Below are 15,188 nucleotides of genomic sequence, written 5' to 3'. Positions count from 1 at the left end.
TCCGCCACCCACTCTCCCGGGGGATGGCAGGAAGTTTGCATCCGTGCGCGCGCAGGCCGGAACTTTCTGAATCTCTTGCCAGACCCGACTATCCGAGAAGCACTGGCCTTGTCTTTCTATAGCGCACCGGATCGAACCAGCTTATGCCCTCCCCTTACGACTCATACGATTTTCATGATCAGATCGGCCACCTTCTCCGCCGCGCATATCAGCGTCACGTGGCAATCTTCCAGGATTTCATCCCGGACTCGGACCTCACGGCTGCTCAGTTCGTCATGCTATGCACCGTCAAGAAATGGGGGGGGGGTATTTGCTCGATGACGTGGTGAAAACCACGGCAATCGATCAAGGAACCATCCAGGGAGTGGCTGATCGCCTGAAATCGAGAGGCCTTCTTGAACACTTACGGCGATCTCAACCAGGGCGAGCGCATCGCCCTCCTGTTTCTGCTTCGCAAGATGATGGGTATGTAAGCGAATCGCGCGTGTATGGATACTCATCGCCAATCACGCACGGCCAAGTCGAATCCACGATCGATTCACGCTCTTTATATGGACACATATCGCTTGTTAACAGCGAGGCGCTCATCCGACGCGTCGGCAAAGTAGGTTCGACCTTTAGTTGCAACCGCCAGAGCAACGTGGACCGTGAAGGCGACAGCAAAGCCGATGTACGCCGACAGGCCTGCAAGGATTGGGTCCTTAGCGAAGAACCAGAGCCATGAGGCGACAATCGTACCCGACAGCAGCGCAAGAACACCGACCGGATTGCATGCGCGGATGTGGCCGGTGCGATATTCAATCGGGCCAGTCACGATCTTCAATGCACCGCGGACTACGACAATGTCCGATACGACACAGGCGACCCAGGAGAGCAAAAAGATGCCAGTCCATTCCAGATAGACGGTGAGGTTACCCAGCACGTTGAACCACATCAGGGCGATCGACGCAGCAGTTACCATCAGGAGCCAGAATCGGCGGTGGAGCTTGCGTGCCCCGACGGCTTCGGCCCCGGACGCAAATGCTACGGAACTCACATGGAGATTCGTAAGGTTCACGCGGATTTGCGACACCCATGCCAGCGCAACACCGGGAAGCAGCCCAATCAATCCGATGAAGTAGATCGATGGGTCCACGCTCCCGGTAACAAGCGTGAAATACATACCCAGGGGGATGGCGCCAAAGAAAAGCAGCGCATATGGCAAAACAACGCTGATGAGCGCCTTGCGCTTGAACTCTTCGGCCCGGATGAAGCGATTGTAGTCCGCAGCCTCGAATGGATTGATACCCACCGTCCCCGCCAGCGCCGCAACAATCGCGATGGTGCCGGCGACACCGCCAACCGCCCCCTCGGGCATGGCCGTGAACATGCCGGACGGCATTCCGGGATTCCTGTTCCACGCAGCCACAATCGCGGCTCCAAGGAGAATCACGTAGACCGGCACGGTCCACGCAAGAATCTTTGTCATGGTGTTAATGCCATTCCAGGCCATCGGCAGAAAGATGAGGACAACCACCACATACCAAATCTGCTCCGGTATATGAAAGATCTGGTTAATGGAACGAGCCAGGATCTGCCCCTCAGTCCCGGCATAGATGACAAAGGTGCTTGCATAGATAGCTGAAGGGAGAATCGAACCCACTGCGCCGAATCCAGCTCCCCGGGTCAGCAGTTCGGCGGTCAAGCCTTCTTGCGACGCAGTCCGGCAGACGATGAGCGTGAGGACGACCAAAATCACGAACGAAATGACGAGGCCGGACCAGGTCGCGGCGGCGCCGCTCTTGGCCAGGAACAGCCCCCCGATGAGTACGAAGAAGAAGGCTGTGACGAAGCCAACCAGTACGGTGAGAATCGAGCCCGCTCCACGCTTAGCGTGATCAGGCACTCTCGAACGGGCATAGTCGTCATGTTCGCCGGAAGCGGCATCGGCCCCTGCCGCGTGCGGAATAACCCCGCCACCAGGTGCAGTTTCAGAGGTATTGGACATTTCGCTCTTCCTCCTGGCTTCAGGCCGATTGATTTGGTTGGTCGTACAGCGCAACACATGAGCAGGTAGCTGGGGCCTTGTCGGCCGACCTGTCATACCTGTGCTGGTAAGCTTGCAATCCGCCAATAAAGCGCATGAGCGCGGGGCGAAAAGACGGTCATTCCGCCGCGCGAACCTTCCTCACGCGCCGCGCCGTCGTGCCTCGTATGGCACCTCTGCATGCGTCGAGCGCGTATTCGATTCATTTGGGGTGGCGTGTCTACACGACTACTTGGCGATGCTCGGCAGGGCGTTCGCGGTCATCGAAAGATGAGGCGGGGTCCCAAGCTTCTCCGTCAGTTCGTCCGCAAGCATCAGGTCGACGAAGGTGGGATACAGGTTATTCAGCGTGGCGTTGTGTTCCTCGTCGCTTAGCGTCGCGTTAGCGTCTGCAACGAACACGACGTCATAGTTCAACTGGTGGGCATCGCGCGCCGTGGACTCGGAACAGCAGTTGGTGAGTGTGCCGGTAATGATCACTGTTTCGATGCCGCGCTCCATCAACCGTTCGTGTAGTGAACAGGTTCCGGGCGCAAATGCACTAAAGCGTGTTTTTTCGACGATCCAATCACCCGGCCGGACATCAAGTTCGGGCCAGAGTTGATGCTCTCGCGCACCACTGCGGAAAGCTGCGCAGGATCGGGCGGCGACTTCCGGGCCACAGAACCTTTCGTACCATCTCGTCCACGGGGTTCGCTCATGCGGATCATGGGTGTATCGCAGGAATACATTGACCCCGCCGCCCTCTCGCACTGCAGTACATATCCGGTTGACGTTCGGAACGATTTCACGCGCAACAGGCACTTCTACCGGAGCACCAACTTCCAGAAACCCCACCTGAAGATCGATAACAAGGTGTGCGGTGCGCGTTACATCAATCGGCCTTGGTGTCAGGTGTCCGCCACGCTGGCGTTGGGCGCGCTCCACGATGTGGGGCGAGAGCTTGATTTGATGCATTTATCCCCTCTTGCTGTGCGAGACGGTTGGAACGAGTTCATGCGCCACTTCTACTGATATTGAGTGTCTACACTCTATTTCATAAGAATAAACAGGGAATATAGGTAGATACCATGAGCGTAGTCACTGTATTTACGAGTGATTCCTCGCAAGTATCGCGCTAGGGAAGCCCTCCGACTGCAAGCTGCCGATTGGTAAAAAATCAACGGGGCTGAACTTGCCAAGCGTGTTGCAGCGGAAGGCCTTAGATGACGATGCGCACCAGGCCCCTCGTGCGCATCGTCGTCGGCCTCCGCGTGCGTCTCGCTCTCGATGGGCTCGACTTTGCCGTTGCTACCATCCTGATGCCGTTAGTCCGAAGGCAGGTCACCACGGAGGCCATCGTCGCCTGTGCCGTGGTGGCGCTCCATGATTTTCGAAGCACAGGCCAACGCAGTCGCACTCCCTAATGCCCCATCGACTGTATCGCACAGGCGGCAGCATGTCATGGAAATTGCATTTACATGAATATACTTGTATATACTACCAGGCATCATCGGCGCAAGGCGACTTGGAGGCAAGCCGCGGGACTCGTATTGAGCCAAGGCGCCAACGGTGGTTGCGTACACCTGACATAAGGAAGAAAGGAGATTCCCAAGTGCAAGAAAAACTCTCGCTGGCTTGCCGTGCGACGGCGGCCGCCATGCTGGTTGCCGCGGTGAATGCCGGTGCTGGAACGTTGGCGCAGCCCACCGGGCTTGACGACGGGCGTGCCGCCCCGCTGAACGGCCTTGTGGCAACCATGTATCCCGAGTTGGACGCCTTGTACAAGGATCTGCATGCCCACCCCGAGCTTGCATTCGGCGAGACCCGCACGGCATCGCGGCTCGCCAGGGAGATGCGCACGCTCGGGTTCGAGGTAACCGAGAACGTAGGAAAGACAGGGGTGGTGGCCATGTACCGCAACGGCCCAGGCCCAACCATCATGGTGCGCACCGACATGGACGGGCTCCCCATGGAGGAGAAGACCTCTTTGCCCTATGCCAGCAGGACACTAACCACGTGGAACGGACGCGAGAGCTTCGTGGCACATAGTTGTGGCCATGACCTGCACATGGCAACCTGGGTAGGCGCCGCGCGCGCCCTGGTCGCCATGAAAAACCAGTGGCGCGGCACCTTGATGTTCGTGGCACAACCAGCCGAGGAGATCGGCGCCGGCGCCAGGGCGATGCTGGCCGACGGACTTTTCACGCGATTTCCCAAGCCTGACGCAGCGCTTGCCTTGCACACTGACCCTCGGCCTTACGGCACGGTCAGTTACAGCGTCGGCCCGATGACGTCTGCCGCCAGCTCGTTCGAGATTCTCTTCAAAGGCCGTGGCGGCCACGGCTCCGCACCCAACAAGGCGCTGGATCCGATCATCATAGCCTCCCGATTCGTCATGGATGTACAGACCGTGACGAGCCGGGAGAAGGATCCTATGGCATTCGGCGTCATCACCGTCGGCGCCCTCCAGGCAGGAAGCTCGGGCAACATCATTCCCGACAACGCGGTCTTGCGCGGAACAATCCGCGCTTACGATTCCGGGGTCCGGACACTGCTTGTCGACGGTGTGCGGCGCGTCGCGCGGGCATCGGCAAGTGCGGCCGCTGCCCCGGAGCCGGAGATCACGATCACCGACAATGGCCACGGCGTGGTGAACAGCGAGGCTGTGGTCGCACGCGTCGAGGCGGCGCTGCAATCTGGCCTGGGCAAGGACAAGGTGGCCCGTACGCTCCCTCTCACGACCAGTGAGGATTTCGCGGAATATGGCAGCGAGGGGGTGCCTTCGATGTTCTTTCTAGTGGGAGTGCTTGACCCAGAAGACGTCTCGGCCGCAAACAAGAGCGGCGGCAAGCCCCTGTATTTCAATCACTCCCCCTACTTCGCCCCGGTGCCCGAGCCATCGATCAAGACCGGTGTCACTGCCATGAGCCTGGCCGTGCTTAGCATACTTGCGACGCCCTGAACACGCTTCGCAGTTGGTTCCCCTACCATCCTGATGCCGTTAGTCCGAAGGCAGGTCACCACGGAGGCCATCGTCGCCTGTGCCGTGGTGGCGCGCCATGATTTTCGAAGCACAGGCCAACGCAGTCGCATTCCCTAATGCCCCATCGACTGTATCTGGGATGCCAAAGGATCAACGTCTGGCGGCGGCACGGTGGGCCTCTTCAAAGCACTGTGCCGAAGCGTATCGATTCCGGTTCGATCAACGCCAGATGACGGCCAGCAATTACGCTTCGGTGATGCCCGGTTTTAGATGGAAACGGCCTGGTGCGAGCAGAAGGGGGATTGCGCGCCGGACGCAGGTCGGGAAAACATCAAGGCATCTATCCGGGCCAAGGGCTCAATGGCTACCGCGCCAGCTACGCTGGCGGCCGGCAACGTTGATCAGCTTACCCATCATGGTGCCGGAATGTTTCTAGAGCAGGAGGGTTCCCCCCCTCGAATTGGCGACCAGTGCAGGCGCGCATCGTGCGGGGCAAGGCATGAGCCTCGTGTAGCCCCGACGTAACGTGAGTTCATCACCGGCCAGCTTACATTTAAGGTTTGCCTTATTTCCAGCTGCCCTGTAGTTCGCTACGCTTCATCATACGGGCAGGTGTGGATGCCTGCGTTGTGAGCAGCACGGCAACTCGGTCGGACCCGTATGAGGGACATTGCTGCATATCTTCACTGGAGAAAAAAGCATGTTAAAGAAAGCCGCTTCGATTGCTGCCCTCACGGTTCTGGCTGCCAGCCAGGCGCAGGCAGTGACTCTGACCCAGAGCAACAGGCCCCCGGTCGGCCCTTCCGCCTCAAACAATGCCGCGACCGCACCGACTGCCCCCAGCGGGGCACAAGTTCAGCAACCGACGGCAAGAGGTAGCGCCGCAAATTCAAATCAATTGCCGAGCGGAACTCACGCGTCACTGTGAGTTGGCCAGGTCGAACCGGAATTCGCTGTTGCGATCTGATATGTGCTTCACCGAAGGGATACATGAGAAGTAAGGAAAGAAACCCGCCGGGCTTTGGTGCCTGTGAGAGGCCAGCTCGACAGCTCACGGCGCGCGGGAGGGCCGCCATACAATGGGTGATGCGGATTACGCTGCTACTGCTATGTCTCGTGAAGTGTTCGGGTGCGTGGGCCGGCGTCTGCTCGCTTGTCGTGCCGGCGGAGAGCTGGCAGATTCCCGTTAGCGGCACCATCGCGGCGCCGCGTGATTCTGCCCCCGGCAAAGTACTGGCGACCTTCTCGTACTCTCATGCCGCTGTTGCTGGCCAGGTCGCATCCTGTGGCGCCGGTACTTTTCAACAGGGATGGGGCATGCTCACGACCCCGCACGGAGCCGCGGACAGTAATGGTGTGTTTCCGACCAACGTTGCCGGCATCGGAGTTCTGATAACTACGGCAGGCGGAGCGAAAATCCCGGTATCCCAAACGCTGACCGGGCCTTATGGATTGTATGACACCGGGTACCCAAGTGTCTCCCTGGTCTACAAGATCGTCGTGACCGGCCCGGTCTCAGCCGGCACGATCACCGCGGCAGATTTGCCTAGCGTGCACTACTACTACGATAGCGTAACGTGGTTCCCGCTTACGCCGACAGGTTCCATGACTGTCACTGTGTCCTCTTGCCAGACACCGGATGTCACGGTCAGTCTGGGACCGCACAGGCTGTCCGAGATGACCGGCCCCGGCACATTCACGTCAGCTACCGGTTTTAGCGCAGGGATGAACAGCATCCGGTACGAAATCGACGCGGTCACCACGGTCCTGGCAGGTACCGGAAATTCAGTCGTCACGCTGGATTCTGGTTCCAGTGCGACCGGCATTGGTCTGCAACTGCTCGATGGCAACGGCAATCCGTTAGCGCTGGGCACAAAGGTGCCGTTCAGCGGTAGCTACAGTAGCAGCACCGGAGGCAGCTATACGATTCCTCTCAAGGCGCGCTACTACCAGACCGGACCAACTACTGGTGCAGGCACGGCCAATACCGAAATGGCCTTCCTGATGACCTACCAGTAGCAAAAACTATCAGAGTCCGCGTTATCTGGCCCTGTAACACCGATTTGATGTAGCGCGAACGTCCGGTATCGCGAACCCCGAGCGTCCGGAAGGGGTTGCGGATTCAACCGGTTTGGGTCGACAAGGCGCCGCGTCACCAGCACAACTTGTCCCGCCGGTAGCCGGGGCGACGGAGCCCACGATCTCAATGCATAGTCTCCTACCGCGCTCGGGATTGCGCTGCCATGACAGACCAGCGAAACGCCGGTCCGAAAGATCGCTACGGCACATCGTCAGAAAAGGTGGCATCGACAAAGGCACGCAGCTGCGTCAGGTCAGTCTTGGCATAGGCGGCTGTGGTATGCACCGAGACGAGGATTGAGATGAGCGCTTCGTTCCATCAGCTATGGCACCTCCGCTCGCAAGGCTGGGGTTGCTGCGCGCTCGGCGCATTCGGCGTGGCCGTCCTGGAACCGCACTGGCACGCCTTCCTGCCCTTGCTACTCCCCCGCGACCGCTATTCCCCAGCGCGGGCCTCCCACCTCCTGCACGCCGTGATGCGCGTGCGTGGCGCAGTACCACCGGCGGCCGCGGCACTGTCCGCCACGCCAGCGCTATACGTTACCTATCAAGCGTGGAGTGCACGAGGCGCGTACGGCACGCCGACTTCGCTTTGGCTGCAGTGACCGCGCCGGGCCCACCACACCCCGCGCCGAACTTCGGGTGGGTAAGCCGGATTTCGAACGGCACTGGCGCGACATATTTGCCCTCGCTGGTCTCGAAGAGCTCCTTTGTGCCGCCCGATACTCCTTAACCGGCAAAACTCGTCCATCTCGCCGAGCTCACCCGTCACAAAGAAACCGTCCGCGGTCATGCTTTGCGCTGTCAGTGCCGGATCCCGGTAGCGACCGAGCATCTGAGTAGGCGTATTTGATCAAGAACTCGCCATTGTCCGCGATGCGGCATTGCGCGCTAGGCAGCGCCTGAGCGCTCGGTGACGCGCAATGTTTCGCCCCGCCCCGCCCCACGTCACGTCACGTCACGTCACGTCACGTCACGTCAGCCATTCGACGGCTCGCATCAATTTAAGTCTTTCCCTATGGACCTCACGTGACGATGGCAATACGCTGAATCCTCGAATCTGGTGAGAGGTGTCGCGATCCAAAGATGCACTCCAACTCAGGAGTGGCAACAGATGGCATTTTCCAGAATCTCTCATGTTCTCTACACGAAAAGCAATCGCCCTTAGGCTGCCGCCCGTCCCTCTTCATGGAAATCGGATGCCAGCTAGCCGGAAATGTCTGAAGCAGGGGCTACTAGCCCACTATTCCCGATGACCAGTGACGCCGGGCTAATCCGGGACCTGCACGGGCATTTATGAGTGCGGCATCCGGACCGAGGCCAAGTCCGTTTCCATATCTACCCGTGCATGCAACACTTCCGCCTCATAGTTAGTGTGTCCTTTTTCCTAGCGGTCACCCATGCAGTTGCTGCCGATGGCGTCGCCTTTGCCGGCTTCGCCTACGCCGGCGACGCTCAGCAGATCGCGGCCCGCTTCCCGGTCACGCGACAGGTCGAGGCCGAGCTGACCGCCTCCGGCAGCGCGCCGAACAAGGCCATCAGCCGGTCCCTGGCCGCGCGCCCGCCCGCCAATTTCTCGCTGTCCAGCGACGGCATGGCCAGCTTGAAGAATAGCGACCAGGCTCTCGCTACCGCACTGGCGGTGACCAGCGAGACCATCTCGTCCGAGCGCTTCGGCCGCCTGTACAAAGTGCTGGCTAACGTGCGTGGCCAGGCCCTGGTGTTCGATTTCAAGGCCATGACGGTGCTGCGCGCCTACCCGATCAATGTGACCTGCCTCGACGTGCTCGACCATCAGCCCAGCGAGCGTGAGAAGCGCGACCGCGTCAAGCGCCTGCTGCTCGGCGGCGACAAGCCGGGCCTGTTCGATCGCTACGCTCAGGCCCTGTCGGGCACGAAGCTGCCGTCGTCGGGCACCCGCTACCTGCAGGTGTTGCAAGTCAACGTGGTGCCTGAAGCGTTGGCCCTGTTGCCCGAAGGCCCGAAGACGAATTCCGGCGTGGCCGAAGGCTGGCTCGCCGACATGTTCGGCGAAGCCCCGCTGGATAAGGCAGGCGTCCCGATCCTGCCGTTCACCAAAGGCTATGCCATTGGCAATGCGATGGCGATGCGCTTCGCCGACGGCGAGGTCTTCAACCTCAAGCTGCCTGAGCCCGACTACACCATCCAGGTGGACCTGAAGGGCTTCAAGCGGGTCGAGTACGGCAGCTCTGCGGCCGGCACCAGCTACATCTATGCGGTGTACAGCCACGTCAAGCTGGGCGAGCCGATGTCCGGCAAGCAGTACCTCGACGCCGATTTCAAGAACGGCGAAGTGAAAGCCGTCCCCGTCACGCAGTCAGAGATCGATGATTTCCCGGCTTACGCGGATTCCCTGCGAGCCCTGTTCACCAAGCTGTCCAGTTCGCTGGGCGGCCAGGACAGCGATTGGCTGGCCGCGGCCTCGTCGGGCGATAACGTCAGTAAACAAGTCGATGTCAAGATTATGCTCAACATTTACATGAAGAATCCACTATGAATATCGCCTTCCTCGGCGACGGAGGGCCCATTTCCCTGGGAATTCAATACATACTTTCCGGCGCCAAATTCCAATACTCGGTGTTTGCCGATGGGGGAGACCTTATTCGGCGAATTTGCGACACAAACTATCAATTGCTGTTCATCTGTAGCGGGCTATCGGAATTCTCCCATCTCGATGTGATTCGTGCCGTGCGCAGTACGCGTGCAGGCGATTTGCCGATTTTGGTAATCTCCGGCGCCATCAGGGAGATGGACTTGATCGCATGTCTCAATGCCGGTGCCGATGCCTATGTGGAAGGGCCCATCAGCGGGGGGAGTCTGCTTGCTCACATCGCCGCATTGAGTCGTCGCCCCAGGATTGGCATCCCGTATCGCCAAAAAGCCGTTGCGGCGCTTGGACCGTACGAGCTGTACACCTCGGGCCGCATCGCCAAGATCTCCGGCAAATCAATCTCACTGACACCAAAGGAGTTCGATCTCGCCCTTCTTTTGTTTTCCAACCCAGGGCGCGTCCTTTCTCGTACCCATATTGAATTTGTCGTTTGGGGCCATGAGTTGCCACCCCTATCCCGAGCTCTCGCCGGACTCGTCTGCCGGCTGCGCAGGGTCCTCGAAATTGGAACCCAGAGTGACGTGATGATCTCCGGCGTGCACGGCGTTGGCTACCGCCTGGAAGCGCGAGCCGAACTCGAGCCGGGACGAGGCGTACCCTATTGAGGGTATCGGCTATGGCGGCCAGCGGACCGGGACCGATATCCTGCTACGGAAGCCTCGCGACAAGGTTGCAGCCAAGCGCTTCTTCAGCCGGGCTTTTGCCTCTTGCCCCCAATGCCGCAAGATCGTCACGATCAACCGCGCAGCTATCCGGTGGCGCCGGCCGAAATCCCGGCGTTCACAGAACCCAAACACGTCTTCGTCAAAGCCAGTGCCCGGGGCAACAACCTGGCCCAAGAAATCCATCCGCCTACACTTGAACATGAGCGCCGCATACACGGCTGTCGACTTCCGAACGTGCGCCGGCACTATCGTCGAGCTTCGGGCTGATCCGGCAGTGCTTCGCGCTCAGGCGATATGTCCTGCGCGATTCACCTTTCCGCGTACATTTTGCCGCACGCGTCGACGCGTGGTGCGGGCCTCGCCCAACCATCTTCATTGCTCGATCTCGCGGCGACCACGCATCAACGTGACAAAGCCGTAAGGACCGTCGTCCAGCAGCGGAGCTGGTGAACGCCCAGCCCCCTCACGCGCGCGAATTGTCCTTTTGCTTCGCTCCTCTGAGCGGGATGGGTGTCTCAGTAGCCAGACGCCGAGCCTCCTCCGGAGTCTGGCCGGACTTTGAAAGGCATAGCTGATCTGCGCGACCCGCTCGAGACAGGGTTGCCGTAACAAAGTACCAGAGCCCGTCATCTAGTTCGATGACATCAGCAACCTTGACAGGCTCGAACGTCGAGAACGTTCTCTGTCCTCCCTTGTCACCGTAGCAGAGGAACCGGATACGGTAGCGGTATATGTTGATCATGCGCACACCTTGTTTTGTTGAATAGTGAGCGGCATATCGCCATGCTCCCGCGATACGGCGGCAAAAAAAACGAATGACTCCTGTCCGTCTTCCTGGCCGCGGATTTTGCCTTGGCCAGCACTGCGGCTCATTCGCTGGCCGCATTGATGAGGCACGAAGAACGATACAGCCACACGCCGACAAGACTCCCCGCAGCCGTATTCTCGTCCTGCACTTCACCGTCGGCACGCAATTGGTGCTCGGCGTATCTCGCGGACCGCCGCCAGCAAGTCTCAATCATGGTGGCGCCACGTTCGGCTATACCGCCCCCGAAGGCGGGAACCGCTTCGCCGCCCTTCTGCGCTGGTACCGCTAGCGGCGCCTTGCCCGTGTCGGATTTGCCGCCTCCAAGAAAATGCAAACCTGCGACTGCCAGACCTCCAACGAACAGCAATTTGATCAGAAGAAGGCCAGCGCGTCGCAGGACAAAATAGATGGTCTCTAGAATGCGAAACATAGCGGATTGATCTTACCTTTTGGTCAACGATGTGGCTGATAAATTTGAACACGATCCGGTACACGCCTTCGCGGCATCGTGCGATGGATGCTGAGGCGTTGCGCGTTCCTCTTGAGACAGACCTTCCCACTCGAAGATGCCATAACGAAAGAAATTCCCATTGAGTTGCGTGCTCCGGATAAGGTAAGTGCGAAAGCGCCGATAGAGATCGCGATCCAGCTGGAATGTACCGGACACGCTCCAGAATGCGTCTAGGCAGCCTTGAAAGCTCAGTTCCGGCATCGCATAGGCAGCGTCTCCCAGCACTGCCAGCGGCACGCCATGATTCATGGCCGAAAGGCCCACCGTGCTGTTGATGACGACAACACCGCGCGCGTGATCCAAGAGCGTGGGCAGATGCAGATCATGCAGGTAGATCAATCGTCCGCCGACGGCATAACGCACCGCCAGCGCTCGGATCAGTCTGGCATAACTGTGATATCCACGATCCATCGGGTGATGCTTAATGACTAGCAAATGCTCCGACTCCGCATGAGAAGCGAATGACGCCACCACGTGTTCAATAAATTGGGCAACCGAGTCGAAGGCGGAATGCACTTGCACCTGTGAATCTGTATTGACTTGGAGCGGAACCAGAAAAAAACGCTTTGAAGCGGTACCGCACAGGAGATCCTGGTAATTGCGCTCGCTCACGCGATAGCACAGCTTCCGCCATGGACTGCGAAGCCAGGGAATCGCCTCACGAACCGACAACGGCCGATGATGGCGATAATGCGGGAATTTACGGGAGAAGGCGATCGCGGCAAGGTAATATAGGAAGGCGCAGCAAGCCGCGTGCCAGAACGTATTGCCAACCGCTCGCTCCGCCGGCAACTCGATGTCGGACAGACATCGATAGAATCCCGCTTCGCGCGGCAAAGACGAGTGGTTATTTACCCCCGATCTCTCCAACGTAACGAAGTCGGGCCGGACGTAGCCCTCCTCGAACACCCACACCTCCACATCCCGCAGTTCGGCAATGCCGCGTACTGGCATGTGAATCTCGCGGCAGTCTCCAAAGAGGAAGATGGTGTCGATGCCGCGTTCCGCGACCATCCGTTCGAGCGTCTGCGGCCAGTCCGCCATCGTCCCGCGGTAGCTGGTTGCGCCAGTAACGTAGAAGAATTGGTCCCCTCCGTTGAAATTGACTTTGTGCACGCTGGCCGCGCCCGCACGGCGCAGCGCCGCGGCTAGTCGCCAGAAGAACGGTCCAACTGGTCCCTGCAACAGCAACACTTTGCGCCCGGCAAATCTCTTCCATCCTCTCTCGATCATCGCTGTCCCATCAAGGCGCGCAGCGTGAAGCGCAGAGCCGCGCGCTGCAGGGTCCGCGCGAACTTGCGAGCAGCCGTTTCGCCGCGGCGGCTCTCGCGCCAAGCGATCAGCGCGTCCAGTGCCTGCTCGGGAGTCACCAGGTCTCCGCTTCCAATGCTGACGTAGCGGGGATACAGGATCAAGGCGGCTGCCACCAGGGCATCCAGCGTCAGGCGGCGAGTTCGCCGCGGCTGCATCAGTGCGTCTCGGGTCAGGCCCCAGCCGGCGTAAAACGGCCGTCCATAGGTTGCTACCTTGCGTCCTCTTAGCAAGGCCTCGAATCCCGCCAGAGATGTGAGGACATGGACTTCGTCGACCTGGTCGATGAGCCGGTCCATCGAAACGTTCATGACGACCTCATCGCACCAGCGATTCTCCAGCCAGGCATCCCGGCCCGCTGCCCGAAGCCCGGCTTGTACATCCGGGTGCGGCTTGTAGACCAGATATGCGTCCGGACATGCGGTACGCACGGCCTGGAGCAAGCCGAGATTGGTATGCACGTGCGGGGCACCGTATCGCAACGCCGCGTCGCTTTCCACCTGGCCAACTGCGACTACAACCTTCCGCCCAACCATCGGCCGGCACCAGTTCTCCGTGCCAACGTTGTACTTGGTGATGCGCGACTCCACGATCCTGGCTCGCAGCCGGGCGGCGCGGAGCAACAGACCGGCGTCGAAGTGGGCGCATTGTAGAAGCGACTCGAGATCCGACGGCCTGCTGGCATCGTAGTACATGCCTTGACCGTCGACCGCTAGCGACAGCGGTTGCGTAAGGTCGGCCCCCAGGCCGACCGAGCGGAGAAATCCGTCCTCTATACGTAGAATACGCCGGCCGGCAAGCTGCTCCGTGCCGATGTTCCCATTGCCCCAGACAGCTATCGTGGCGCTTGGTGGCACTGTGGCAGCGTTGCGCACAAAATGTACCTCGGCGTCGGCGAGAAAACGCCTGACGATGCCACGCTTCCTGCGCGAGAAGCCCAGCCCGTAGATCACGTCACGGGCAGCCGTATCGGCCCGCAGCGGCATGCTATGCATGAAACCCTCCAGCTACTTGATCCAGCAAATCGTCCACAATTGCGTAGTGGCATTCCCAGGTTGGCGGATCGAAATGACGCGTACGTTCGAGCTGCAACGCGCGTCTACGGCTCCCCGCAGTGGCAAAATCGGCAATGGCATCTCTCCACCCCGCTCCGTCGCGCGGGTCCAGGTAATCGGGAATGTCACCGGCGATCTCGCGGAACACCGCAAGGTCGCTCGCTATGACAGGCGTGCCCATCCCCAGTGCCTCCACCAGTGGCAGACCATAACCCTCCACGAAAGACGGAAACAGCAGCGCTCGCGCATGGCGCAACCAGGTGGCGAGTTCAGCGTCGCCACAGACCGGGCGCCGGACGACCAAGCGCCTCAACACGTCAGAGTGACTCAGCAATCTGTCGATATGCTCTGTATCCCAGCCTCGCTGCCCGATCAGCACGAGGCGCGGTACCGGCCCTGTCTGCCTCCGTTCAGCGAGCCCGAGCCAGGCCTGTAGAATCAGGGCGTGATTCTTCCGTGGCTCGACGGTGCCCAGCATGACAAAATACGGTTCGCTCATTGCTGGTGTTGCCGCACCACTTGGCAGCAGGGTACCCGCGAGAGGTGCAGCTACCGCGGGAGGCATGGCAAGCCTGAGCTTGTCCGCATGGCCACGCAGCATCTCCAGCGTCGCTGTCGAGTTCGCGATCACTCCCGCCCCGAGGCCAAGCATGGCTGCAATGCGCTGCTCGTGGCGCCGGCGCTCCCCCTCGCGGCAGTATTCTGGATGTGTAATCGGAATCAGGTCGTGCACCATGAATATGGGCAGGACCTGATTGCGGCGTAGCCAACGGCCGTACGCTGGCCGATCGAGACCACTATGACCCACATTGAGTAGAATGCTCCCTGGCCGCAGCGTTTGCGCGACCGGCATCGGCAGAGAACGCGCTATCAACGTGCTCAACTTCCGCACAAGACCCCTGGGCCTTGACGCCAGCAATCCGAACAATTCGCGTGAACAGGCGAGAGACAGGACCTTGCCCAGACCGAATTTATGCAAGACAGCGCGGGCAGTACCGTAGCGCATGGCATAGCTGAGGCAAACTCGATCCACGCCCGTGGGCAGACGCCCCCGCATCGCACGGATGACCAATCGAGTTACGTCGATCGATATATCGGGTACCGCTACTTCATCCATTCTGGCTTCCGCCCCGCGT

Annotated in this window: 11 protein-coding genes and 1 pseudogene; 6 read left to right on the top strand and 6 right to left on the bottom strand. The window is 59.9% G+C overall.

Annotation, left to right across the window (positions count from 1 at the left end; translation table 11 throughout):
- Window positions 1-143: 143 nt before the first annotated feature.
- Window positions 144-473: pseudogene (locus AC1DS6_RS35710) on the top strand (MarR family winged helix-turn-helix transcriptional regulator).
- 74 nt (window positions 474-547) lie between these two features.
- Here the strand turns inward: AC1DS6_RS35710 and AC1DS6_RS35705 are convergent.
- Together AC1DS6_RS35705 and AC1DS6_RS35700 are read right to left on the bottom strand one after the other, a co-directional pair.
- Window positions 548-1,987 carry a purine-cytosine permease family protein gene (locus tag AC1DS6_RS35705; protein WP_477104261.1) on the bottom strand — a complete coding sequence of 480 codons (1,440 nt, stop codon included), beginning with the start codon at window positions 1,985-1,987 and terminating at the stop codon, window positions 548-550.
- A gap of 267 nt (window positions 1,988-2,254) precedes the next feature.
- Complete coding sequence (locus AC1DS6_RS35700; RefSeq protein WP_477104260.1) at window positions 2,255-2,983, bottom strand: cysteine hydrolase family protein; 729 nt, start codon at window positions 2,981-2,983, stop codon at window positions 2,255-2,257.
- A 682-nt stretch (window positions 2,984-3,665) separates the two neighbouring features.
- Here AC1DS6_RS35700 and AC1DS6_RS35695 point away from each other — a divergent pair.
- The 5 genes from AC1DS6_RS35695 (at window position 3,666) to AC1DS6_RS35675 (ending at window position 10,307) form a co-directional block, all read left to right on the top strand.
- A complete protein-coding gene (locus AC1DS6_RS35695; protein WP_477104272.1) occupies window positions 3,666-4,970 on the top strand; it encodes an amidohydrolase in 1,305 nt (434 codons plus the stop codon).
- A 1,338-nt stretch (window positions 4,971-6,308) separates the two neighbouring features.
- Entirely contained in the window at window positions 6,309-7,010 is a 702-nt protein-coding gene (locus AC1DS6_RS35690; RefSeq protein WP_477104259.1) for a fimbrial protein, read from the top strand.
- Between the two features lie 362 nt (window positions 7,011-7,372).
- Complete coding sequence (locus tag AC1DS6_RS35685) at window positions 7,373-7,675, top strand: hypothetical protein (protein WP_477104258.1); 303 nt, start codon at window positions 7,373-7,375, stop codon at window positions 7,673-7,675.
- 770 nt (window positions 7,676-8,445) lie between these two features.
- Window positions 8,446-9,588, top strand: a complete 1,143-nt coding sequence (locus AC1DS6_RS35680; RefSeq protein ID WP_477104257.1) for a hypothetical protein — start codon at window positions 8,446-8,448, stop codon at window positions 9,586-9,588.
- Window positions 9,585-10,307: a response regulator transcription factor gene (locus AC1DS6_RS35675; protein ID WP_477104256.1), complete on the top strand. Its 723-nt coding sequence runs from the start codon at window positions 9,585-9,587 to the stop codon at window positions 10,305-10,307. The genes AC1DS6_RS35680 and AC1DS6_RS35675 overlap by 4 nt, the downstream gene beginning before the upstream one ends.
- 929 nt (window positions 10,308-11,236) lie before the next feature.
- Here AC1DS6_RS35675 and AC1DS6_RS35670 read toward each other — a convergent pair.
- From AC1DS6_RS35670 to AC1DS6_RS35655, 4 genes are read right to left on the bottom strand one after another with little or no spacing between them, the layout of a single operon-like run.
- Window positions 11,237-11,605, bottom strand: coding sequence for a hypothetical protein (locus AC1DS6_RS35670; protein WP_477104255.1), 369 nt, complete (start codon window positions 11,603-11,605; stop codon window positions 11,237-11,239).
- Between the two features lie 12 nt (window positions 11,606-11,617).
- Window positions 11,618-12,919, bottom strand: coding sequence for a capsule biosynthesis protein (locus AC1DS6_RS35665; RefSeq protein WP_477104254.1), 1,302 nt, complete (start codon window positions 12,917-12,919; stop codon window positions 11,618-11,620).
- A complete protein-coding gene (locus AC1DS6_RS35660) occupies window positions 12,916-13,992 on the bottom strand; it encodes a capsular polysaccharide export protein, LipB/KpsS family (protein WP_477104253.1) in 1,077 nt (358 codons plus the stop codon). The genes AC1DS6_RS35665 and AC1DS6_RS35660 overlap by 4 nt, the downstream gene beginning before the upstream one ends.
- Window positions 13,985-15,169: a glycosyltransferase family 4 protein gene (locus AC1DS6_RS35655; protein ID WP_477104252.1), complete on the bottom strand. Its 1,185-nt coding sequence runs from the start codon at window positions 15,167-15,169 to the stop codon at window positions 13,985-13,987. The genes AC1DS6_RS35660 and AC1DS6_RS35655 overlap by 8 nt, the downstream gene beginning before the upstream one ends.
- Window positions 15,170-15,188 lie beyond the last annotated feature (19 nt).

It is taken from the genome of Cupriavidus sp. 05L310, assembly GCF_056398185.1.
The sequence above is the reverse complement of the archived record's forward strand: the minus strand, read 5'-3'. Positions and strand labels throughout refer to the sequence as shown.

Coding starts and splice junctions, on each gene's coding strand:
- AC1DS6_RS35705 (WP_477104261.1), bottom strand. CDS start 1,987: ATGTCCAATACCTCTGAAACTGCACCTGGTGGCGGGGTTATTCCGCAC.
- AC1DS6_RS35700 (WP_477104260.1), bottom strand. CDS start 2,983: ATGCATCAAATCAAGCTCTCGCCCCACATCGTGGAGCGCGCCCAACGC.
- AC1DS6_RS35695 (WP_477104272.1), top strand. CDS start 3,666: ATGCTGGTTGCCGCGGTGAATGCCGGTGCTGGAACGTTGGCGCAGCCC.
- AC1DS6_RS35690 (WP_477104259.1), top strand. CDS start 6,309: ATGCTCACGACCCCGCACGGAGCCGCGGACAGTAATGGTGTGTTTCCG.
- AC1DS6_RS35685 (WP_477104258.1), top strand. CDS start 7,373: ATGAGCGCTTCGTTCCATCAGCTATGGCACCTCCGCTCGCAAGGCTGG.
- AC1DS6_RS35675 (WP_477104256.1), top strand. CDS start 9,585: ATGAATATCGCCTTCCTCGGCGACGGAGGGCCCATTTCCCTGGGAATT.
- AC1DS6_RS35670 (WP_477104255.1), bottom strand. CDS start 11,605: ATGTTTCGCATTCTAGAGACCATCTATTTTGTCCTGCGACGCGCTGGC.
- AC1DS6_RS35665 (WP_477104254.1), bottom strand. CDS start 12,919: ATGATCGAGAGAGGATGGAAGAGATTTGCCGGGCGCAAAGTGTTGCTG.
- AC1DS6_RS35660 (WP_477104253.1), bottom strand. CDS start 13,992: ATGCATAGCATGCCGCTGCGGGCCGATACGGCTGCCCGTGACGTGATC.
- AC1DS6_RS35655 (WP_477104252.1), bottom strand. CDS start 15,169: ATGGATGAAGTAGCGGTACCCGATATATCGATCGACGTAACTCGATTG.